At 60.7% G+C, this 20,037-nt stretch carries 17 protein-coding genes and 2 pseudogenes; 7 read left to right on the top strand and 12 right to left on the bottom strand.

All coding sequences use genetic code 11. From position 1 onward, the window contains the following. Nucleotides 1-343: 343 nt before the first annotated feature. From AB2N04_RS02060 to AB2N04_RS02040, 5 genes and pseudogenes are all read right to left on the bottom strand, one after another. Entirely contained in the window at nucleotides 344-1,171 is an 828-nt protein-coding gene (locus tag AB2N04_RS02060; RefSeq protein ID WP_367716706.1) for an ABC transporter ATP-binding protein, read from the bottom strand. Then, on the bottom strand, nucleotides 1,168-2,028 hold the full coding sequence (locus tag AB2N04_RS02055) for an ABC transporter ATP-binding protein (RefSeq protein WP_367716704.1): 861 nt from the start codon (nucleotides 2,026-2,028) through the stop codon (nucleotides 1,168-1,170). The genes AB2N04_RS02060 and AB2N04_RS02055 overlap by 4 nt, the downstream gene beginning before the upstream one ends. A gap of 1 nt (nucleotide 2,029) precedes the next feature. Next, complete coding sequence (locus tag AB2N04_RS02050; protein WP_367716703.1) at nucleotides 2,030-2,965, bottom strand: ABC transporter permease subunit; 936 nt, start codon at nucleotides 2,963-2,965, stop codon at nucleotides 2,030-2,032. Between the two features lie 2 nt (nucleotides 2,966-2,967). Then, nucleotides 2,968-3,973: pseudogene (locus AB2N04_RS02045) on the bottom strand (ABC transporter permease subunit). A 59-nt stretch (nucleotides 3,974-4,032) separates the two neighbouring features. After that, entirely contained in the window at nucleotides 4,033-5,628 is a 1,596-nt protein-coding gene (locus tag AB2N04_RS02040) for an ABC transporter substrate-binding protein (RefSeq protein WP_367716701.1), read from the bottom strand. A 228-nt stretch (nucleotides 5,629-5,856) separates the two neighbouring features. Between AB2N04_RS02040 and AB2N04_RS02035 the strand changes: the two genes are divergently transcribed. Next, entirely contained in the window at nucleotides 5,857-6,408 is a 552-nt protein-coding gene (locus AB2N04_RS02035; RefSeq protein WP_367716699.1) for a DUF924 family protein, read from the top strand. A 206-nt stretch (nucleotides 6,409-6,614) separates the two neighbouring features. Then, nucleotides 6,615-8,495, top strand: a complete 1,881-nt coding sequence (locus AB2N04_RS02030) for a long-chain-fatty-acid--CoA ligase (protein WP_367716698.1) — start codon at nucleotides 6,615-6,617, stop codon at nucleotides 8,493-8,495. A gap of 275 nt (nucleotides 8,496-8,770) precedes the next feature. Here AB2N04_RS02030 and AB2N04_RS02025 read toward each other — a convergent pair whose 3' ends face one another. Then, nucleotides 8,771-9,667, bottom strand: coding sequence for a BadF/BadG/BcrA/BcrD ATPase family protein (locus AB2N04_RS02025; protein WP_367716697.1), 897 nt, complete (start codon nucleotides 9,665-9,667; stop codon nucleotides 8,771-8,773). Next, the gene (murA, locus tag AB2N04_RS02020) at nucleotides 9,664-10,920 is read right to left on the bottom strand and encodes a UDP-N-acetylglucosamine 1-carboxyvinyltransferase (protein WP_367716695.1); all 1,257 of its coding nucleotides are present in this window, start codon (nucleotides 10,918-10,920) and stop codon (nucleotides 9,664-9,666) included. Before murA ends, AB2N04_RS02025 begins: the two co-directional genes overlap by 4 nt. Nucleotides 10,921-11,085: 165 nt before the next feature. Between murA and AB2N04_RS02015 the strand changes: the two genes are divergently transcribed. After that, nucleotides 11,086-11,946 (top strand): MurR/RpiR family transcriptional regulator, encoded by an 861-nt coding sequence (locus AB2N04_RS02015; protein ID WP_367716693.1) that lies wholly within the window; start codon nucleotides 11,086-11,088, stop codon nucleotides 11,944-11,946. 4 nt (nucleotides 11,947-11,950) lie between these two features. Here AB2N04_RS02015 and AB2N04_RS02010 read toward each other — a convergent pair whose 3' ends face one another. Further along, the gene (locus tag AB2N04_RS02010) at nucleotides 11,951-12,907 is read right to left on the bottom strand and encodes an AraC family transcriptional regulator (protein ID WP_367716691.1); all 957 of its coding nucleotides are present in this window, start codon (nucleotides 12,905-12,907) and stop codon (nucleotides 11,951-11,953) included. 29 nt (nucleotides 12,908-12,936) lie between these two features. Beyond that, the gene (locus AB2N04_RS02005) at nucleotides 12,937-13,077 is read right to left on the bottom strand and encodes a hypothetical protein (RefSeq protein ID WP_367716690.1); all 141 of its coding nucleotides are present in this window, start codon (nucleotides 13,075-13,077) and stop codon (nucleotides 12,937-12,939) included. 28 nt (nucleotides 13,078-13,105) lie between these two features. Here AB2N04_RS02005 and AB2N04_RS02000 point away from each other — a divergent pair. Both AB2N04_RS02000 and AB2N04_RS01995 read left to right on the top strand, forming a co-directional pair. After that, nucleotides 13,106-13,559: pseudogene (locus AB2N04_RS02000) on the top strand (cupin domain-containing protein). A gap of 142 nt (nucleotides 13,560-13,701) precedes the next feature. Continuing rightward, nucleotides 13,702-15,192, top strand: coding sequence for a flavin-containing monooxygenase (locus AB2N04_RS01995; RefSeq protein WP_367716688.1), 1,491 nt, complete (start codon nucleotides 13,702-13,704; stop codon nucleotides 15,190-15,192). Here AB2N04_RS01995 and AB2N04_RS01990 read toward each other — a convergent pair. Further along, a complete protein-coding gene (locus AB2N04_RS01990) occupies nucleotides 15,180-15,305 on the bottom strand; it encodes a hypothetical protein (protein ID WP_367716686.1) in 126 nt (41 codons plus the stop codon). The two genes, AB2N04_RS01995 and AB2N04_RS01990, sit on opposite strands and share 13 nt — an antisense overlap. 29 nt (nucleotides 15,306-15,334) lie before the next feature. Here AB2N04_RS01990 and pyrC point away from each other — a divergent pair, with 29 nt between their 5' ends. Continuing rightward, entirely contained in the window at nucleotides 15,335-16,375 is a 1,041-nt protein-coding gene (pyrC, locus tag AB2N04_RS01985; protein WP_367716684.1) for a dihydroorotase, read from the top strand. Nucleotides 16,376-16,555: 180 nt separating this feature from the next. Then, a complete protein-coding gene (locus AB2N04_RS01980; RefSeq protein WP_367716683.1) occupies nucleotides 16,556-18,856 on the top strand; it encodes a S8 family peptidase in 2,301 nt (766 codons plus the stop codon). Between the two features lie 53 nt (nucleotides 18,857-18,909). Here the strand turns inward: AB2N04_RS01980 and AB2N04_RS01975 are convergent, their stop codons facing one another. After that, a complete protein-coding gene (locus tag AB2N04_RS01975; protein WP_367716681.1) occupies nucleotides 18,910-19,194 on the bottom strand; it encodes a formate dehydrogenase subunit delta in 285 nt (94 codons plus the stop codon). After that, nucleotides 19,184-20,008 (bottom strand): formate dehydrogenase accessory sulfurtransferase FdhD, encoded by an 825-nt coding sequence (gene fdhD, locus AB2N04_RS01970; RefSeq protein ID WP_367716680.1) that lies wholly within the window; start codon nucleotides 20,006-20,008, stop codon nucleotides 19,184-19,186. Before fdhD ends, AB2N04_RS01975 begins: the two co-directional genes overlap by 11 nt. Between the last annotated feature and the right edge of the window lie 29 nt (nucleotides 20,009-20,037).

Genomic DNA, 20,037 nt, shown 5'->3' with positions numbered 1-20,037 from the left:
TCTCCACAACAGGAGCAGGTGGCCCAACCCGCGCCCGATGCAGTACCGGGCCGCGCTTCATGACAATCTTCCAGTGGGTCCCGGATAGCTTGCGGCTTCCGGGATGACGGGTTGGCGCGATCTATCCGCCTTCGTCATCCCGGCCAGGCGTAGCGCGAGCCGGGCCTATTGAGAGGCGCGGCCGATCTCCGCAGAAGGAGCCGATGGCTCAACACGGGCCCGAAGCAGAACCGTGTTGCGCTCCAAGATAGTCTTCCAATGGGTCCCGGATAGCCTGCGGCTTCCGGGATGACGATGCTGCATCACTTTCTGCGCGGCACGGATGTCGCGCCAGATCGCGGCTTTACGCAGCCTTCTCCGCCAGCCGCTTCCTGATGCTTTCCACATCGGCGCGCGGCGTGGCTGCAAAGAGTGTTTGTGTGTACTCGTGCTGCGGGTTGGTGAACACCGCATCGCGGGTGCCGTACTCCACCGCTTCACCGAAATACATCACCATCACCTCGTCGGCGATATAGCGCACCACCGAAAGATCGTGGCTGATGAAGACATAGGTTAGGCCGAACTCCTCCTGCAGATCCGCCAGCAGGTTCAACACCTGCGCCTGCACGGAAAGATCGAGCGCGGAAACCGGTTCGTCCAGCACCAGCAGGCGCGGTCTTAGCATCAGCGCGCGCGCGATGGCGATGCGCTGGCGCTGTCCGCCGGAGAACATGTGCGGATAGCGATTGAAGTGCTCGGCCTGCAGACCAACCTTCAAAAGCATCTCCATGGCGCGTTCACGCCGCTCCTTCACGGGCACGTTCTCGTTGATGATCAGCGGCTCCATGAGCACATCGCCGATCTTCTGGCGCGGGTTCAGCGAGCCATAGGGGTTCTGGAAGATGATCTGCACCTTGCGGCGCATTTCGGAGCCCACCCCTTTCTTGCTGATCTCCACCGGCTTTCCGTCGATGAGAAGCTCGCCCGAGGTCGGCGCATCGATCATCGTCATGATCCGGGCAAGAGTGGATTTCCCGCAGCCTGACTCGCCGACAATGGCCAGCGTCTTGCCCTTCTCGACCTTCAGGTCGATGCCTTTCAGCGCATTGATGGTGCGGCCCTTGCCGAAAAAGCCGCCGCCGATGTGATAGTCGCGCGTGATGCCGCGCGTTTCCAGGACGATCTCGCTCATGGGCGGGCTCCCGTCTGTGGCGCTTCATCGAACACGAAGTCGGAGACGGTCGGCAGGCGGTCGCCCGTCGCGTTCTCCGGCAGGGCCGAAAGCAGTGCCTTGGTGTAGGGGTGCTGGGGCTTTTCGAAGAGCGAAAGCACGTCGGCTTCCTCCATCTTCCTGCCCTTGTACTGCACGATCACACGGTCGGCCGTTTCCGCCACCACACCCATGTCATGAGTGATCATGATCATGCCCATGTTTTTCTCCGCCTGGATCGACACCAGAAGATCGAGAATCTGCTTCTGGATCGTCACGTCGAGCGCGGTGGTCGGCTCGTCGGCGATCAGGAGCTTGGGGTTGCAGGCAATGGCCATGGCGATCATCACGCGCTGGCACTGGCCACCCGACATCTGGTGCGGGTAGGCACTCACCCGGTCGGATGCGTTGGGCAGGCCCACCGCTTCGAAAAGTTCCACCGTCCGGTCGCGCCTCTGGCGCGCCGAGAGATCGGTGTGCATCTTCAGCGTCTCGTCGATCTGGAAGCCGACCGTGAAACACGGGTTGAGGCTTGCGATCGGCTCCTGGAAGATCATGGCAATGTCCTTGCCCACGATCTTGCGCCGATCCGATGGCGACAGGTTGAGAATGTCGCGGCCCTGAAAGGTCATGGCGTCCGCCGTGACCTTGGCGGTCCAGGGCAGAAGCCCCATCACCGCCAGCATCGACACGGATTTTCCCGAGCCCGATTCGCCGACAATGGCCAGCACTTCGCGCGCTTCGACGGACAGCGAAACGCCATCCACCGCGCGCAGAGTGCCGCCCGCCGTATCGAATTCGACGCTCAGATTGCGGATGTCGAGAAGAGCTTCACTCATGTCACGACCTCTTCAGCTTGGGATCGAGCGCATCACGAAGACCGTCACCCATCAGGTTGATGGCCAGAACGGTGATCAGGATGGCAAGTCCGGGGAAGGTGACGACCCACCAGGCACGCAGGATGAACTCGCGTGCTTCCGCGAGCATCGTCCCCCATTCGGGTGTGGGCGGCTGTGCGCCCATGCCGAGAAAGCCGAGCGCGGCCGCATCGAGGATCGCGGTCGAGAAGGAGAGTGCTGCCTGCACGATCAATGGCGCAGTGCAGTTCGGTAGGATGGTCTTGAACATCAGCCTGATGTTGCTCGCCCCGGCAACGCGCGCCGCCGTCACATAGTCACGCCCCTTCTCCGACATCACCGCCGCGCGGGTGAGACGCACATAGTGCGGTTGCTGTACCAGCGCGATGGCGATCATCGCGTTGACGAGGCCCGGCCCCAGAATGGCAACCAGAACCAGCGCCAGAAGCAGCGACGGAAAGGCGAGGATGATGTCCATCACGCGCATGATGACCGTGTCGATCGCACCGCGGAAATAGCCTGCGATCAGCCCAATCAGGATGCCCACCGAAACGGCCACCGAAACCACCACAAGGCCGATGAAAAGCGAGAAGCGGGCGCCATAGATCAGGCGTGAGAGCAGGTCGCGACCCACGGCATCCGTACCGAGAATGAACGACCAGCTTCCGCCTTCCTGCCAGACCGGGGGCAGAAGGAAGGAGCCGCGGTTCTGCATGCTCGGGCTGTGCGGCGCAATCACCGGCGCAAGAAGCGCGATGATCACGATGGCGATGAAAACGTAAAGGCCGATAACGGCGCCACGGTTCTGGCTGAAATAATACCAGAACTCCGCAAGGCGGGCGCGCCGCGTGACCGCGATGACCGTGCCGCCTTCGAGACCGACGGCGGCATTCGGATCTTTTGTGTTTGTCGAGCTCATGGTCAGTGCCTGATTCTCGGATTGATCAGACCGTAGAGAACATCCACGATCAGGTTCACGATCATGATGATGGCGGCAATGAGCAGAAGCCCGCCCTGCACCACGGCATAATCGCGTTTGAATACGCTATCGACCATCCACTTGCCGATGCCCGGCCAGGAGAAGATCGTTTCGGTGAGGATCGCGCCGGCCAGAAGCACACCCACCTGCAGACCGATCGTGGTCACCACGGGGATGAGCGCGTTGCGCAGCGCATGCAGGCCGATCACCCGGCGCGGCGGCAGGCCCTTCGAGCGCGCCGTGCGCACATAGTCTTCGCCCAGCACTTCCAGCATGGCCGAGCGCGTCTGACGGGCGATCACCGCAAGCGGGATCGTGGCCAGCACGATGGTCGGCAGAATGAGATGCGACAGCGCAGATCTGAACGCGCCCGCCTGTCCCGACAGAAGACTGTCGATCAGCATGAAGCCGGTGACCTGCGGAAAGAAATAGAGCAGCGAGATGCGGCCCGAAACCGGTGTCCAGCCAAGAATGCCGGAGAAGAAGATGATCAAAAGCAGGCCCCACCAGAAAATCGGCATGGAATAGCCGACAAGGGGCCGCCCCCATCACCGTTTGATCAAGCCACGAACCGCGCCGGACCGCCGCGATCACACCGAGCGGAACGCCAATGGCAACCGCCACGATGATCGCGCACAGCGAGAGCTCGATCGTCGCCGGGAACAGGGTCAGAAACTCCTGCAGCACGGGCCGTTTGGTGACGATGGAGGTGCCGAAATCACCCTGCAGCAGGTCCGTCATGTAGTTGAAATACTGAACGAACAGAGGCTGATCGAAGCCGTAAAGCGCCTGGAGCTGCTGGTAGCGCTCCTCGCTCATGCCGCGTTCGCCGGCCAGAAGCATGATCGGATCGCCGGGCAGGAGGCGAATGAAGGAAAAGGCCACGATGGACACCCCGATGAAGGTGGGGATCAACAGCGCCAGCCTGGAGAGAAAGAAACGGAGCATCTAATACACGACCGGCGACAGCTCGCGCTGCCGCCGGTTCCTGTTTCTGGTGAAGGGGCCTATTCAGCGAGGTCGACGCCTTCGAAGGCGTGACCGCCAAGCGGGTCCATCTTGTAGCCGGTCACTTCCTTGCGCATCGGCATGTGGACGACCGAGTGAGCGATGGTTGCCCACGGGGCTTCACGCTTGAACACCACCTGAGCCTCTTCGTAGAGCTTCGCGCGCTCTTCCTGAGACGTCAGCGTCTTGGCTTTCTGGATCAGGCCGTCGAACTCCTCATTGCACCACTGGGCGCGGTTGGAGCCACCGACACCGTCGCAACCCAGCAGAACGGCGAGGAAATTGTCCGGATCGCCATTGTCACCGGTCCAGCCAAGCAGCACGGCACCGTCACGGTCTTCATCCTTGGAGCGCTCGAGATACTCGCCCCATTCGTAGGAGACGATCTCGACGTCAACGCCGACATTGGAGAAATCCTCCTGGATCAGCTCGGCCATGCGGCGCGCATTCGGGTTGTAGGGACGCTGAACCGGCATCGCCCAGATCTTCATGGAGAGGTCGGAAACGCCCTCTTCCTCAAGCACCTTCTTGGCTGCTTCCGGATCGTAGGCATCATCCTCGACCGCGTCGTTATACGACCACATTGTTGGCGGGATCGGGTTCTTGGCTGCCTGGCCTGCGCCCTGGAACACGGCGTCCAGAATGGCTTCCTTGTTGATCGCCATGTTCAGCGCCTTGCGAACCTTCGCATTGTCGAAGGGCGCAACCTTGGTGTTGTAGGCGAGGTACCCGACATTCAGGCCTTCCTGCTCGTCGACCTTCAGAGCCTCATTGGACTTCAGGCTCTCGATATCGGCCGGGTTCGGATACGGCATGACGTGGCATTCGCCGGCGATCAGCTTCTGCTGGCGCACCGAGGCGTCGGTGGTGATGGAGAACACCAGGTCGTCGATCGGCTGCTTGCCGTTCCAGTAGTCCGGATGCGCCTTGTAGCGGATCACGGCATCAGGCTGGTAAGCCACAAACTGGAAAGGACCAGTGCCGACCGGCTTCTGGTTCAGGTCCGAGAGATTGCCGCCCTCGGCCAGCTTGTCGGCATATTCCTTCGAGAAGATGGAGGCGAAGTCCATGGCCAGATTGGCGATGAACGGCGCTTCCGGACGGTTCAGCACGAACTTCACCGTGTAATCGTCCACCTTCTCGATGGACTTCACGAGATCCGGCATCGACATGCCGTTGAAGTACTCCCAGGAAGCGCCTTCCACATAAGCGTGGAAAGGATGCTCTTTCTGGAGCTGACGGTTGAAGGAGAACAACACGTCGTCTGCGTTGAAGTCACGGCTCGGCGTGAAAAAGTCCGTGGTGTGGAACTTCACGCCCTCACGCAGCTTGAAGGTAACCTCAAGACCATCGTCAGAGATCTCCCAGCTCTCCGCCAGGCCCGGCACGGTCTTCGTGGTGCCCGGTTCGAACTGGACGAGACGGTTGTAGATCGGCTTGGACGATGCGTCGAACGTGGTGCCTGCGGTGTAGAGCGCCGGATCGAAGCCTTCCGGGCTTCCTTCCGAGCAATAGACAAGCGTCTTGGCGCCCGCCGCACCGCTCAGCACCGTGGCGGCCAGCAGTGCTGCCGCAAAGGTCAGTTTGCTTTTCATTGAGGTCTCCCTGATTCTCGCATGGGCTTACTCGCGAAGCCCTGGAAGCTGGCATATAAGCAAAGATCGAATTGCGTGGGAACACCCTCGATCACTTTGACGCCGCAAATGCAATTATTTGTCGAGTTGGGTGCTTTGCCTGCAATAAAACACCATCAGCACCCTTGTAGTTTGATCCGTTGAGGAACCATATCAACGGCAATCATAATTGTTTCGAGGAGATTGGGTATGAACGACAACTGGGTTCAGGAAGTGCTGAACTTCTGGTTCGAGACGCTGACGCCGAAGGACTGGTTCACCGTCAGTGAGAAGACCGATGCCCTGATCCGTGAACGTTTTGGCGCTCTTCACGAGCGTTTCCTGCAGGCGCTTCCGCAGAATGTGTTCTCCGATGCCAGGGCAGCGCTCGCGGCCGTCATCGTGCTCGATCAGTTTCCGCGCAACATCCACCGTCGCAAGCCTGCCGCCTTTGCTTCCGATGAGCTGGCCCTGAGCGTTGCTGGCGAAGCGATCGAAAAGGGGCTGGACGAAGACATGAGCATTCGCGAGCGGCAGTTCCTCTATATGCCCTATATGCATTCGGAAGTGCTCGCCGATCAGGAGCGCGCCGTCATGCTGTTCAAGTCGCTCGGCCAGGAAGAGGCGCTGAAATTTGCAATCGAACACCGGGATATAGTGGCTCGGTTCGGACGTTTCCCTCATCGCAACCGCGTGCTTGGTCGCGAGAGCGGGCCAGAAGAACTGGCCTTCCTGAAAGAACATGAAGGCTACGGCCAGTGAGCAATTGGAAAACCGGTGCGATCGCACCGGTCCCGGCGCGTAAACGCACTTGTGAACCGCCGGTGTGAGGTCATACACTCGCTTTTTTGTGGGAGAGGTCGTTGTGATGCCGCACACTTGCCCAATCGTCTTGTGACGGATTGTGTTGCGTCTGGTATTACGTGAACGTAAACGTTATATTCGGTTTTTCTATCTGGGAGGAGCAGTTGGCAAAAAGCGCAAGGACGCCCGCCAAGGGTGAGGAGAAGACCGCGCGCGCCGCAAAGGGCGCAACGCGCGGAAAATCGACGGCCACGAAAGCGGCGTCGGCAACCGGATCGGCAAAGGCGGCCTCGAAGGAACCTTCCGCGAAAACGGCCGGAAAATCCACCGCCTCTGCCCGCAAGAGTGCGCCGAAAAAAACCACTGCATCCCGCAAGGCCAAGATCGCCCGCCCGTGGGTGGAGCATTACCCCGAGGGTATCCCCGCCGAGATGGGAGACTTCCCGAACAATTCGCTTGGCGAACTGCTCGTGGATGCCTGCAAGACCTTTGGGGACCGCCCGGCCTTCACCTGCATGGGCAAGTCGCTCAGCTACAGCGACCTTGAGGAGATGTCGCGGCACTTCGCGGGCTATCTGCAAACGCTCGGGCTTGAGCGCGGTGCACGCGTCGCACTGATGATGCCTAATGTGCTGCAATATCCCGTCGCCATGATGGCGGTTCTGCGCGCCGGCTATGTGGTGGTCAATGTCAATCCGCTCTACACGCCGCGCGAGCTTGAGCACCAGCTCAACGATGCCGGCGCGGAAGCCATTGTCATTCTGGAGAACTTCGCCAACACGCTGGAAGCGATCGTTGCGAAAACCTCTGTCAAACACGTGGTCGTTGCGTCGATGGGCGAGCTTTTGGGGCTCAAGGGGCATATCGTCAATTTCGTCGTGCGGCGCGTAAAGAAAATGGTACCGGCCTGGTCGCTTCCGGGCCACGTTTCCTTCAAGGAGGCGGTCGGGAGGGGCGCTTCCAGTGGCTTCAGACCGGCAGAGGTTGCCCTGTCCGACAATGCCTTCCTGCAATATACGGGCGGCACCACCGGCGTTTCCAAGGGGGCAACGCTCACCCACAGCAATGTTCTGGCCAATGTGATCCAGAACGAACTGTGGTTCCGCAGCGCCTATATCGGAAAGCCGAAACCCGAAGCGCCCGTCTTGATCTGCGCCCTGCCGCTCTACCACATCTACGCGCTCACGGTGAACGCGCTGATGGGCATGAAGCTTGGCGGCAACAATGTGCTGATCCCCAATCCGCGCGACATTCCCGCCTTCGTGAAAGAGCTTCAGAAATACGATTTCCACATTTTCCCGGGGCTCAACACGCTGTTCAACGCACTCCTGAACAATGAGGATTTCTGCAAGCTTCCATTCAAGAGCCTGCTTGTCACCTTCGGCGGCGGCATGGCGGTGCAGCGCGCGGTTGCCGAGCGCTGGCACAAATTGACGGGCTGCGTGATCTCACAGGGCTATGGACTGTCGGAGACCTCTCCCGTGGCCACGGTGAACAGCTTTGCGGCGAAGGAGTTCACCGGCACGATCGGCTATCCGATTTCGTCCACCGACGTCGTCATCCGCGACGACAAGGGCAAGAACCTGCCCTTCGGGAAGGTTGGCGAGATCTGCATTCGCGGCCCGCAGGTCATGGCCGGATACTGGAACCGCCCGGACGAGACCGCCAAGGTGATGACCGAGGACGGTTTCTTCCGCTCCGGTGACATGGGAACCATGGCCGAGGATGGCCAGGTCACCATTGTCGACCGCAAGAAGGACATGATCGTCGTCTCCGGCTTCAAGGTCTTCCCCAACGAGGTGGAGGACGTGATCGCCAATCACCCGGGCGTGCTGGAAGCGGCCATTGTCGGTGTTGAAGACGAACATTCCGGCGAGGTGCCGAAGCTCTTCGTGGTCCGCAGGGACGAGCATCTCACGGAAGAGGAACTCAAGAAGTTCTGCAAGGAGAACCTCACCGGCTACAAGCGGCCTAAATATGTCGAGTTCCGCGATGAGCTGCCGAAATCCAATGTCGGCAAGATTCTGCGCAAGGAACTGCGCTGAACAAGATGGCCCGCGCCCGGTGCGCGGGCCTTGTTTCTGGGCACGACACACGCCGATTTCGGCTCTGGGTGGCCTCCTGGCATTGGCGTCGTGCGTGGTTCGACAGGCTCACCATGAGGGATGGGAATGCCTTGGCAGGGCGGGGTGGCTATCGCCTGGCGCCCGGTGTCAGCAAGGCTCCGGGACGGGTTGTGCAACCAGCCACTCCCCTCATGGTGAGCCTGTCGAACCACGCACAGCGTTGATGCAGTGCAGTTGTCCCTTCCGCGAAGCGTTTAAAGCCCAGGTTGCCGCCCCTCCGCCGCCCGACGCGCGAGGATGATCGCGCCGTCCACGGCATCGCCGTCGGCGGGCTTCAGGCGTCGGCGCACATCGGGTGAGAGCCAGGGCTCGAGAGGGCCTGAAAGCCCTCCCAGAAGCGTGACACGCGGCGCACCCTGATCGAACAGCGCACGCACCAGCATGTCGATCTGCGTTGCGGCATTCTGCACGATGCCCCGTGCGGCAGCATCACCCTGATCGGCATGGCGCAGCACCATGGGCGCGAAGGTGGCATAATCGGTGGCACTCGCCCCGTCCATCCACGCCACAACCTCTGCCGGGTCATCCTCGAAACGACGCATCACTTCGGTCAAAAGCGCGCTCTGCGGAATGCGCCCGTCATGGCCCTGCAGTGCTGCACGCACGGCATTGAGGCCGATATCGGCACCGCTACCCTCGTCGGAAATCGGGAAACCGTAGCCACCGATGCGCAGGTCTTTGCCCCCCACAAGACCGAGCCCCACCGAACCGGTACCCGCAATGGCGATGGCGCCATCGCAGCCCGAGTGAGCGCCGAGACAGGCCGTGTCGCTGTCGCTGGCAAAGACGATGCTGGCGAAGGGGTGCGGCAGTTTCTGGAAGGCCTCGATGGCGCCCTTGCGGCGCATGCCGGCGAGGCCGATTCCGGCATGAGTGCGGGCGAACTCGGTCTCGCCGAAACCCGCTTCCTCAATCGCCGCGTCGAACGCGCGGCGGACCGAGGCCCAGGCGGCCTCAATGCCGAGCCTTGTGGTGGCGGGACCCGAAAGACCCTGCCCGAGCACAGCGCCGGTTTCATCCTCGATGCGTGCTCGACAGCCCGTGCCGCCACCATCGACACCGAGATAATAATGGCTCACCCCGTCGTTCATTTCTGCAACCGTTCGATTGTCGCGCCGCCTTGCGCCAGTTTGCGGTCGAGCTGCTCGTAGCCACGGTCGATGTGGTAGACGCGGTTGATGATGGTTTCGCCTTCCGCGGCAAGGGCTGCGAGCACGAGGCAGACCGAGGCGCGCAGATCCGTCGCCATTACCTGCGCGCCCTTGAGCGGTTTGCCGCCCCGGACCACGGCAGTCGTGCCCTGTAGCGTGATATCGGCGCCGAGCCGCGCCAGTTCCGGCACATGCATGAAACGGTTCTCGAAGATCGTCTCGCGGATAAGCGATGTCCCGTCGGCGCAGCAGGCGAGCGCCATGAACTGCGCCTGAAGGTCTGTCGGAAAGCCCGGATAGGGTTCTGTGGTGAGGTCGGTCGTGCGCAGGGGCCCGTTTCTTGAAACCACCAGCCCCCGGTCGCTCGGCCATACATTCACGCCCATCACCTCAAGCGCCTGGATCACGGCAGCGAGATTTTCCATACGCGCGTTCACCAGTTCCAGCGCGCCGCCGGTGATGGCCGCCGCCACTGCATAGGTGCCGGCCTCGATCCGGTCGGGGATGACGTGATGCGCAGCCTTCCTCCATTGGGTGCCGCCCTCGATGATGATGCGGTGCGTACCCACCCCCTCGATCTTTGCGCCCATGGCGTTGAGGCAGGCTGCAAGGTCCCCCACTTCGGGCTCGCGCGCGGCGTTCAGGATTTCCGTTTCACCCGTTGCGGCGGTGGCCGCCATCATGGCCGTTTCCGTCGCGCCCACCGAGGGCGAGCTCAGGATGACCCGCGTCCCTTTGAGCCCATTGGCTGCACGGGCTACGATCAACCCGCCCTCAATCCCGATTTCTGCACCCAGCAATTCAAGGGCCCGGAGATGCATGTCCACCGGACGGGCGCCGATGGCACATCCCCCGGGAAGCGAAACACGGGCTTCGCCGAACCGTGCCAGCAATGGCCCGAGAAACAGGACAGTTGCCCGCATCCGTCGCACGGTTTCATAGGAGACTTCACGGGACACGATCGTGCTGGCATCGATCACCGCCGAATGGGCGTTGCGTGTTGCCGAAGCGCCGTAGAGTTCAGCGACCTGGAGCATGTTCTCGACATCCGAGACCTGCGGCAGGTTCGACAGCTCCAGCGGATACGGGCTCAAGAGCGCGGCGGCTATCTGCGGTAGCGCCGCATTCTTTGCCCCGGCAATGGTGACGGCGCCCTGAAGCGGCATACCGCCTGTTATTTTCAATCGATCCATGGCTGCGATTCCGGAACACCGAATGGTGGAAGAGGAGTTTCTATTGGCAAATTCCTTTGATCAAGCCCTTTCGGGAATATATTATTCCAGCCTTCAATTCCTGCGGGATTCCCATCGCGGCGAAACTCATTTAGTTTTCGCCCGACAGTTCCCCGAAAGGAAGCCATGTCAGTCCTGAAGATCATCGACGCGCAGCTTGAGACCATGGCGCCGGCCGACCGGCAGATCGGCCAGTTCATCGTCGACAATCCCGACCGGGTGCTCCGACTCTCCTCTGCTGCCCTGGCGGAGGAGACAGGCCGTAGCCAGTCGAGCGTGGTAAAGTTTAGTCAAAAGCTCGGCTTCGCGGGTTATCAGGATCTGAAGCTCGCGGTCAGCAAGGCCAAGGCGCAGGAATGGCAGGTCCCGCCGGGCATGATCCACTCCACCATAGAGGTTGGCGACAGTCACGCCACGATTTCGCAGAAGCTCATCTCGAGCAAGCTTCTCTCCATGCAGCAGACCATCGCCGCCAATCACGAGCCGGAGCTAGCGCGGGCGCTGGAGGCACTCGACAGCGCGCGCCGCATTCACATCGCCGGGGTCGGAGCCTCCTCGCTGGTGGCGCGCGATTTTTCCTACAAGCTGCAGAAGCTCGGTCGCAACGCGCTTCATGACAGTGACAGTCACGTGCAGATGGCCAATGTCTCCTCTCTGGGCGAAGACGATGTGCTCTTTGCGCTGTCTTATTCCGGCACCAGCATCGAGACGGTGCGCATTGCCGAGCTTGCCAGTGCCAGGGGCGCGACCGTCATTTCCGTCACGGGCTTGCAGCAGAATCCGTTGATGCGGGTTGCCGACATCCGCCTGCACACGGTCGCAGACGAGGAACGTGTGCGTTCCTCTGCCATCACGTCGCGCGACGCGCAGCTCACTTTGATGGACTTCCTGTTTATCCTCATCCTGCAACGCCAGCCGGATGCGAATGATTACGTCCAGAACAGCGAGTCGTCCGTGAGTGCGTTGAAGATGCCGGCGTCGAAATAGAAGCTCAGTAGGCGGCTCTGCGGGCTGTCTCGCTCGGGCGCTCGCCGAAGGTCTTGCGGTAGTCGGCGGCAAAGCGCCCGAGATGGGAGAACCCCCAGCGCAGGGCCGTTTCCGTCACTGAAATTTCGCCCTGGGCATTTTCCAGATCGAACCGCACTCGGCGAAGGCGTTCAAGCGTCAGCGCGTGCATGGGCGACATGCCATGCGTACGCTTGTAGGCGAGTTGCAGCGCGCGTGCCCCGACACCCGAGGCCGTCGCGATCTCGGTCAGCGTGACCGGGCGGTGCGCGTTCTCCCTGATGAACTCGTCGGCGCGCTTCACCTGCCGCGGCGCGGCTTCCTGCCTTGTGTCAAAGAAAGTGGAGAGATTGTGCGGCTGGAGTCTCAGAAGCGCTTCGAGAATGCGCTGCTCGTGGAAGGCGGCACAAAGGTTCAGCACCTGTTTTTCCTGCATGTTGGCGGTGCGGAACATCGCATTGACCAGATTGCGCCATGAAGCAAGCTCCGGCCGGGTGAAGTCGATTACCGGATCGAAAATCACCGGTCCCGGCAGCGGGCGCTCGCACAGTTGCTCGGCGAAACCCATGAACGAGGCCTTGGGGATCTGCACCAGAACCTGCTCGCAGCCGGCCCACCAGCGCATGGAGGTTTCGCGGTCGGCATTGAGCAGCGCCGCCCTGTCGCCGTCACTCAGGAATTCCTTCCGGTTGTGTTTGATCGTCGCGCAGCCGGAAATCGGCAGCTGGATCAGATAGAAGGTTTCGAGCGCGCCGGGGTCGATCAGAACATCGGCGCCATAGCTGATGTAATTGAGGGAAATGAGCCGGCCGGCATGGTGGTGATGTGCCGCGTGAAACCGTCCGCCGCCGACCACTTCCAGCCGGTGGTTGCAGAATTTCCGAGCGACCTTCTCCCGTGCACAGTCCAGATCGTCCGTTTGAAAAAGGACGTGACTGGACAACGGGCGGTCGCCCCACTCCTCCCGGGCGATCACCATTCCCGGAGTTTAGCAGCTGTTCCGGTTTCTCCAAGATTTGTCTTGGTTTCGCGCGAAAACGGGTCTGTTTTTTTCGTTTTTCGGATATTTGGTGCAGTTTCCGGATATTTTTCCGGATTGCTCCAGCGCACCATGAACCTCCGTGATCAAGGGAGGAAAATCATGGAAAAAGAACTCGAAAAAGGCGTTACCGCGAACGGTGAAGGCTATGCCGGCAAGGAATGGAACATTCTCGGTCAGGTCTATTTTCCCAAGGCCACCTGCGATTCCACCTTTGCCTTTGAAACCAACAGCGACCCGGGCCAGTTCGTGCCGGTTCATGTTCATCCTACCCAGGAAGAGTTCATTCTGGTGCAGGAAGGCGAGCTGGATCTGAAGCTCGATGGCAAGTGGATGAAGGCGAAGGCGGGCGATCTGGTCCGTATGCCGCGCGGCGTACCGCATGGCTATTTCAACAAGTCCGATAAGCCGGCCCCGCGCGCTCTTCTGGGTTTCGCCGGCGCGCAAGCTCGAAGCGCTCTTTGAAAAACTGCACAACATGACCGACCCGGAAGAGGTGGTGAAGGTTTCGGCGCTTCACGAAGTGGATTTCCTGCCGCCGGAAGCGAACGACTAGCACCTGGCGCTTTGGCCGGTTCCGCACTGGAGCCGGTCAGACCCGATAACAATCAAGGCCGGCAAGTGATTTTTGGCGACGTGGCAACACGCGGCGCAGGGAGGCGCGCGTCCAAAATTTGCCGGAAGGGAGGAACGACAACATGACAAAACGAAAGCATGTCTGCGTGATCGGCGCCGGTGTCAGCGGCCTCGCCGCAGCCCGCTCCTTCAAGAGGCGTGGCCACCGTGTGACCGTTCTCGAGCGCAGTCACGAGCTGGGTGGCGTCTGGGAGCCGTCCCGCTCCTATCCTGATGTACAGACGCAGAGCCCAAAGGATCTCTATCGCTACACCGACAAGGCGATGCCGACGGATTTTCCCGAATGGCCGAAGGGTCCGCAGGTGTATTCCTATCTGTCGGACTATGCAGATGACCACGGCTTACGACCGCTGATCCGGTTCAACACCACAGTGGCGGCCATTCGCCGGCGCGACGATGGCAAACCTGGCTGGGAGCTCGATCTCGAAACGGCGAATGGCGAGAAAACCAGCGAAGCCTTTGATTTTGTCGCTGTCTGCACCGGTCAGTTCAGCGAGAAGAACATTCTTACCCATCCGGGCCAAGAGGAGTTCGAGGCGGCGGGAGGGACAGTGATCCATTCTTCCGAATACACGGATCCGGCCATGGTGAAGGGAAAGAACGTCACGGTTCTCGGCTTCTCGAAATCGGCCACCGACATTGCCGTGAGCGCGGTGAAATCGGGTGCTCGCTCCGTCACCATCGTCTATCTGGAATCCGTCTGGCGCATTCCCTACTTCGTCGGAGGGCTGATCAACTTCAAGCGCATTCTTTATATCCGCGCGCAGGAAAAAATGTTTCCGGGCTGGAGCCGCAGCGGCTTCGCCCGCTTCAACCATGTCGTTGCCCGGCCCTTCATCTGGGCGCACTGGCGCGCACTGGAAGCGCTTCTGATCGTACAGCTCAAGCTCAACAAGACCGGGTTGAAGCCGAAAGAACCCATCGAGGGAGGCGTCAACTGCTCGGTCCCCATCGCCACGCCCGGCTTTTTCGAGATGGTGGCAGACGGGCGCATCAAGGCCGTACAGGGCACCTTCGCCAGCTATGAGCCCGGCGCGATAAGACTGACCGGAGGTGAAGTCATCAAGGCGGATATGGCGATCCTCGCCGTTGGCTGGAAGCTTGGCGTTCCCTACCTGCCGGCGGAATACCGCGAAAAGCTGGTGGAGCCCGACGGCCAGTACCGGCTCTATCGCCTGATTGCCAATCCGGACATTCCCGATCTCGGTTTTGTCGGTTTCAACTCGTCTTTCTGTACCGTTCTGTGCGCCGATCTCGCCGCCGAATGGCTGGTGCGCTATGCGGACGGAAAACTGGCGAAACAGCCGACGCCGGAGGAAATGCGCGCCAACATGGACATGATGCTCCACTGGCGGCGCAATGAGCGACCGGCCGCGAAAATCTATGGTGGCCTGTGCGTGGCGCCCTATCACTTCAAGCACTTTGACGAGCTGATCGACGATATGGGCGCACGGGTAAAACGCCGCAACCCGCTGGCGGAAAATCTGTCGCCTCCGGATGCAGATGCCTATGCACGCTATCTGCGCTCCGCACCTGATTATCAGGTGGCGTGAGGCAGCGCCGCGCCGGCCTCCTCCCCGGCGCGGTCCGGCGTCTGTCTCTTTGACACACCCTTGAAATCCATGGCGGCATGGGCGAAGGAAAAGGAAGCGCAGACCATGCGCACCGATTTTTCCTGTCCGGAGTAGACGTTCCGTGAAAACCCTGACCATCCGCCGCCCCGACGACTGGCATCTGCATCTGCGCGACGGCGCGGTTCTGGAGGCGGTTCTGCCGCATTCCTCCACCGATTTTGCCCGTGCGATCATCATGCCAAATCTGGTGCCGCCGGTGGTGACGGTGAAGGACGCGCTCGCCTATCGTGACCGCATCATGGCGGCAAAGCCCGAGGGGCATGATTTCACACCGTTGATGACGCTCTACCTGACGGAGCAGACGGATGCGGATGATGTCGCCGCCGGCCACCGCGACGGGCACATCACGGCAGTGAAACTCTATCCGGCAGGTGCCACCACCAATTCCCAGAGCGGCGTGCGCGATCTCACAAAGGTGCAACCAGTCCTGGAGCGCATGGCCGAGATTGGCCTGCCGCTGTGCGTGCATGGCGAGGTGACGGACGCCTCCATCGACATTTTCGACCGCGAAGCCGTGTTCATCGAGCAGGTGCTCAATCCGCTGCGTGAGCGCCTGCCGGAGCTGAAGGTGATCATGGAGCATGTGACCACGAAGAACGGGGTCGACTATGTTCAAAGCGCAGAGAAAAACCTCGCCGCGTCACTCACCACGCATCATCTGATCATCAACCGCAACGCCATTCTGGCCGGCGGCATCCGCCCGCACTACTATTGCCTGCCCGTCGCCAAGCGCGAGGAGCACCGGCTGGCGCTGCGCAAGGCTGCGACCTCGGGAGACCGTCGCTTTTTCCTGGGCACCGATTCGGCACCACATCTCGACCCGGCCAAGGAGTCGGCCTGCGGCTGCGCCGGTATCTTTACCTCAATCAACACGATGTCGTGCCTGGCGCATGTGTTTGAGGAAGATGGCGCGCTGGACAGGCTGGAGGCCTTCGCCTCGATCAACGGACCTGCCTATTATGGTTTGCCGGCCAATGAGGAGACCATCACGCTTGTGCGGCATGAAGAACCGATCGAGTTTCCCGATTCTGTCTATAGCGAGAACGGGACCATCACCGTGTTTGATCCGATGTTCCCCCTGCACTGGGCTGTAGAAAAATGAAAGCCGGCGTAATAAATTGGGCGGCCTGCCATAATTGGTAGCTACTTTGCTAATAAGTGACATTCCGTAATCGATCTTTATTGATTTTATAACGGAATGTCTGATTTGAAAAAGAACTATACTTATAAATCTCTTTTATTCTCTCTTTTTCTACTGCCAGGATGCGACGGGGATGCCGATTTGGCTCAATCACTACCGTCGCATCCGCCCTCTGGGCCTTCCGATCCGGCAACCGGGTCTGGCTATCCGACACTGGACGCGCGGTCGGCCGAGCGGTATCGGCAAGGTACGGAGTTCAATCATGCCGATCCGAGCGATGTGGAGGAAAATCAGTATCGCCGCAGCCTCGGGCACAAGCCAATCTGCAGCAATTCGATCAATCCACATTGTGGTGGCGCCAGTTCATATGCGCTTCAAAACATTCATCATGCCCACACAGCGAAGCTGGATGACGGGACGCCGCTAAGAGGGCAGGGCCAGACCATTGCGGTTTTCGACAATGGTTTCCAGTTGACTCATCAGGAACTGGCGGGAAAGGAGATCATTCGCTACACGGCACCCGGCAAGGCGCTGGGGCGTGAAAACCATGGAACGGCGGTGGCGGCCGTCGCTGCGGGCCCAATCGATGGCAAGGGGATGGTCGGAGTCGCTCCTTCGGCACGACTTCATCTGGCTTCGTGGAAGAATGCAGCAGATGGCGACGCCCTCGGCCACATGGCGGATGCAGCACTCGATGCCAGAGCCCATGGCGCAGTCGTTCAGAACAATTCCTGGGGGTGGGCAAATCTCAAACGCGCGGATGAAGAAGCCAGGGACTTCGCTGCCTCGGGCCTGCGCGAATATGCGCGCTATCTTCCCCGACGACTGGGCAACGCGCCAGGCGACTGGCGGGATCTCTTTGCCGCCTATGATTCGTTTCAGAAAACGGGTGTGATCGTGTTCTCGAACACCAATCAACACTCTCTTGGCGATGTGGCAGCCTGGGCGGCACTGCCGAACTTCGTTCCGGAACTTTCCGAAGCCTGGATCACAGTAAGCAACGCGTTCTTCTCGATAGACAAACGCAACGGCAAGGTTCTCGACGCCGACATCGTATCAGCACCATGTGGGAGTGCCGCGCGCTATTGCCTGGTAGCGGACGGAACAATCCGGGTTCCCAGAGATCAGAGTGACACGGCCTATGGTCTGGGCACGGGCGCCTCTTTTGCGGCTCCACAGATCTCCGGACAGATTGCGCTTCTTGCCCAGGCGTTTCCCGAATTATCGCCGGCGGAATGGACCGCAAGACTTCTGGCCAGTGCCCAGCGCGGCTGGAAGGGGTTCAATGACACAATCTCGGGATACAGCGAATTCGCGCCCGGTGTACGCAGGGCCTATTCGCGACTCTTCGGGCATGGTGTTCCGGATATGAAAGCTGCGCTTCAGCCGATAGGCGGGCTTTCCATAGCGACCGGTGAAAACGTGTTTGATGGCCCACGCACACCAGTCAGCAAAGCTGCAACAAATGCGCCCCCGATCATCGGCAATGCAGTTGCCAAGGCGCTTTCGGGCAAGCGAGTGATGGCGATCGATGCGCTCGGGAGCGATTTTTACGTGGACGGTAGCGAGATCGTTTCGCGCAGCAGAGTGCACCGTTCGCCGGGAACGCGCTTTGCCCAGCAGCTGATGGCGGAGCAGGAGCGACTTGGTTTTGCTTTTGCATTCTCCGAGGTGCCCACTTCCCGGCTGCAGCGACTGCACAGCACGGCCTCGGCAAAGCTGTTTTTCTCACACGGGTTTGCAGAAACACAGGACGGCGTCGTCTTTTCGCGTCTGATGCCCGCGGGAGAGAACAGGTATCTTCAGTTTGCTGGTGGAATGACAGAGAAAACCGGCGGGGGCGGGGCCATGCAGTTTGCGCTTTCGCAGCTCTCCCATCATGAAGGGTTCGCTACCGAGTTGACTCTTTCTGGTGGGCACGGTCGCGGTGAGCTATTTGGAATGTCGACTGAAAGCCCGTTCTCCATGGCTGATAGCAACGGCCGCTTTGCCGCAAGTGCGACCCTCACCGCACCTCTTGCATTTGGCTGGTCGTTGTCGGGTTTCGGTGAACTCGGTGTAGCCTATGCCCGGGAGGCCCCGGGCGCTCTGGTAAGCTACGGAGCGCTCTCCTATGCCAGCGGTGGCTTGGTTCTGGACAAGGGCGGTCTGTTCGCGGCAGGGGATAGCGCGAGACTCTATGCGGGAATGAAGCCAAACCCCCTGTCCGGCAAGACCCGGGTCCGCCTCCCGGTCGGACGGGACAAGGCAGGAGACATCCATTACGAGACCGTGGCGGTGGATCTGTCGGAAGGAGATATTCCGGTCCGGCTGGGCCTGTCGTACACACACAGAACCGAGGCCGATTTCAACCTCAAACTCAGCGCGAATGCGGATTTCTTCATCGCGTCTCCGGAAACGGCCACCGGTGACTTCGCAATCAGTGTAAGCAAGAAGTTCTAGAGCATTTTGCAGTCGGTCGGAGACGGCTGACATCCGTGCAAAAGAACGATCGTTTAGCAATGACGAGGCGGCGTCTGAGCCAGGCGCCGCCTCAGGGCCGCTTTCGGGCGGTTGATCACACCAGCAGCGTTAATCACCAGAGGCGAAAGCCCCTTGCCGCCCTCATCAATGATTTCAATCAGGCGGGCGCGCATGCGCGGTTCCCAGAACTTGTTGATGTGATCGGCCACGCCTGCCACGCGCTCGTCTTCCGGTTGCGAACTGAAGAACGTGGCGATCTGGTTGGCCATATAGATGAGATGCTCGTCGCCGGATTTGAACTTTTCGTCATGCGACATGTCTGGCCGCTCCAATATTTACGCGTTCGGGATGGGTGAAAATGTCGAACTCCTCGCCGCGCACGAGGGCGACGAGGGTCATGCCGGCGGTTTCCGCCGTGCGGATGGCCAGCGCTGTCGGGGCTGATACGGCGGCAATGAGCGGTGCGCCGATGGCGGCGGTTTTCTGCACCATCTCGACCGAGACGCGCGAGGTGACGATCACCGCGCCGTTTTGGCGCTCGCTGCCGGCCTTCACCAGAGCACCGGCCAGCTTGTCGAGCGCATTGTGCCGGCCCACATCTTCGCGCGCTGCGACAATGCCTTTGCCGGGAACGTAGAAACCGGCAGCGTGGACGGCACCGGTGGCCTTGTGAAGTTCCTGAAACTCGTGCAGTTCGCTGACGGCATTGGTGATCTCGGCAGCGGTGAAGCGCTGCCGGGACGCCGTTTCCGCCACCGAGCGCATCGCTTCTTCAATGCTCTCGATGCCGCAAAGGCCGCAGCCGACCGGACCGGCCAGCCGCCTGCGACGCGCCTCGAAGCGGGTGTTGGCCGCATCGCGCAGGCGTATCTGCAGGTCGATGCCGGGGCCGAGTTCCTGAACGGTAAAGGTTTCGATCTCTTCGGCGCTCGCAACGATGCCTTCCGTCACACTGAAGCCGAGGGCGAAGTCTTCGAGATCTGCGGGTGTCGCCATCATCACAGCATGGGTGGTGCCGCCATAGGAAAGCGCGATGGGCGTCTCCTCGGGAACGGTGCGTGGGTTGACCTTCGTTCCGCCGGTGCGGCGGGCCGTTCTGGAAACGCGGGCTGTGGCGGGGGGATGGGTCATGGCCGGTTGGCCCCTTCGGCGCCTGACCG

The sequence above is a fragment of the Nitratireductor sp. GISD-1A_MAKvit genome, assembly GCF_040819555.1.
Classification (GTDB): Bacteria; Pseudomonadota; Alphaproteobacteria; order Rhizobiales; family Rhizobiaceae; genus Nitratireductor.
The sequence above is the reverse complement of the archived record's forward strand: the minus strand, read 5'-3'. Positions and strand labels throughout refer to the sequence as shown.

Coding starts and splice junctions, on each gene's coding strand:
- AB2N04_RS01995 (WP_367716688.1), top strand. CDS start 13,702: ATGACAAAACGAAAGCATGTCTGCGTGATCGGCGCCGGTGTCAGCGGC.
- AB2N04_RS02025 (WP_367716697.1), bottom strand. CDS start 9,667: ATGAACGACGGGGTGAGCCATTATTATCTCGGTGTCGATGGTGGCGGC.
- AB2N04_RS02005 (WP_367716690.1), bottom strand. CDS start 13,077: ATGGTGCGCTGGAGCAATCCGGAAAAATATCCGGAAACTGCACCAAAT.
- AB2N04_RS02055 (WP_367716704.1), bottom strand. CDS start 2,028: ATGAGTGAAGCTCTTCTCGACATCCGCAATCTGAGCGTCGAATTCGAT.
- murA (WP_367716695.1), bottom strand. CDS start 10,920: ATGGATCGATTGAAAATAACAGGCGGTATGCCGCTTCAGGGCGCCGTC.
- fdhD (WP_367716680.1), bottom strand. CDS start 20,008: ATGACCCATCCCCCCGCCACAGCCCGCGTTTCCAGAACGGCCCGCCGC.
- AB2N04_RS02050 (WP_367716703.1), bottom strand. CDS start 2,965: ATGAGCTCGACAAACACAAAAGATCCGAATGCCGCCGTCGGTCTCGAA.
- AB2N04_RS01975 (WP_367716681.1), bottom strand. CDS start 19,194: ATGTCGCATGACGAAAAGTTCAAATCCGGCGACGAGCATCTCATCTAT.
- AB2N04_RS02015 (WP_367716693.1), top strand. CDS start 11,086: ATGTCAGTCCTGAAGATCATCGACGCGCAGCTTGAGACCATGGCGCCG.
- AB2N04_RS02060 (WP_367716706.1), bottom strand. CDS start 1,171: ATGAGCGAGATCGTCCTGGAAACGCGCGGCATCACGCGCGACTATCAC.
- AB2N04_RS02035 (WP_367716699.1), top strand. CDS start 5,857: ATGAACGACAACTGGGTTCAGGAAGTGCTGAACTTCTGGTTCGAGACG.
- AB2N04_RS02040 (WP_367716701.1), bottom strand. CDS start 5,628: ATGAAAAGCAAACTGACCTTTGCGGCAGCACTGCTGGCCGCCACGGTG.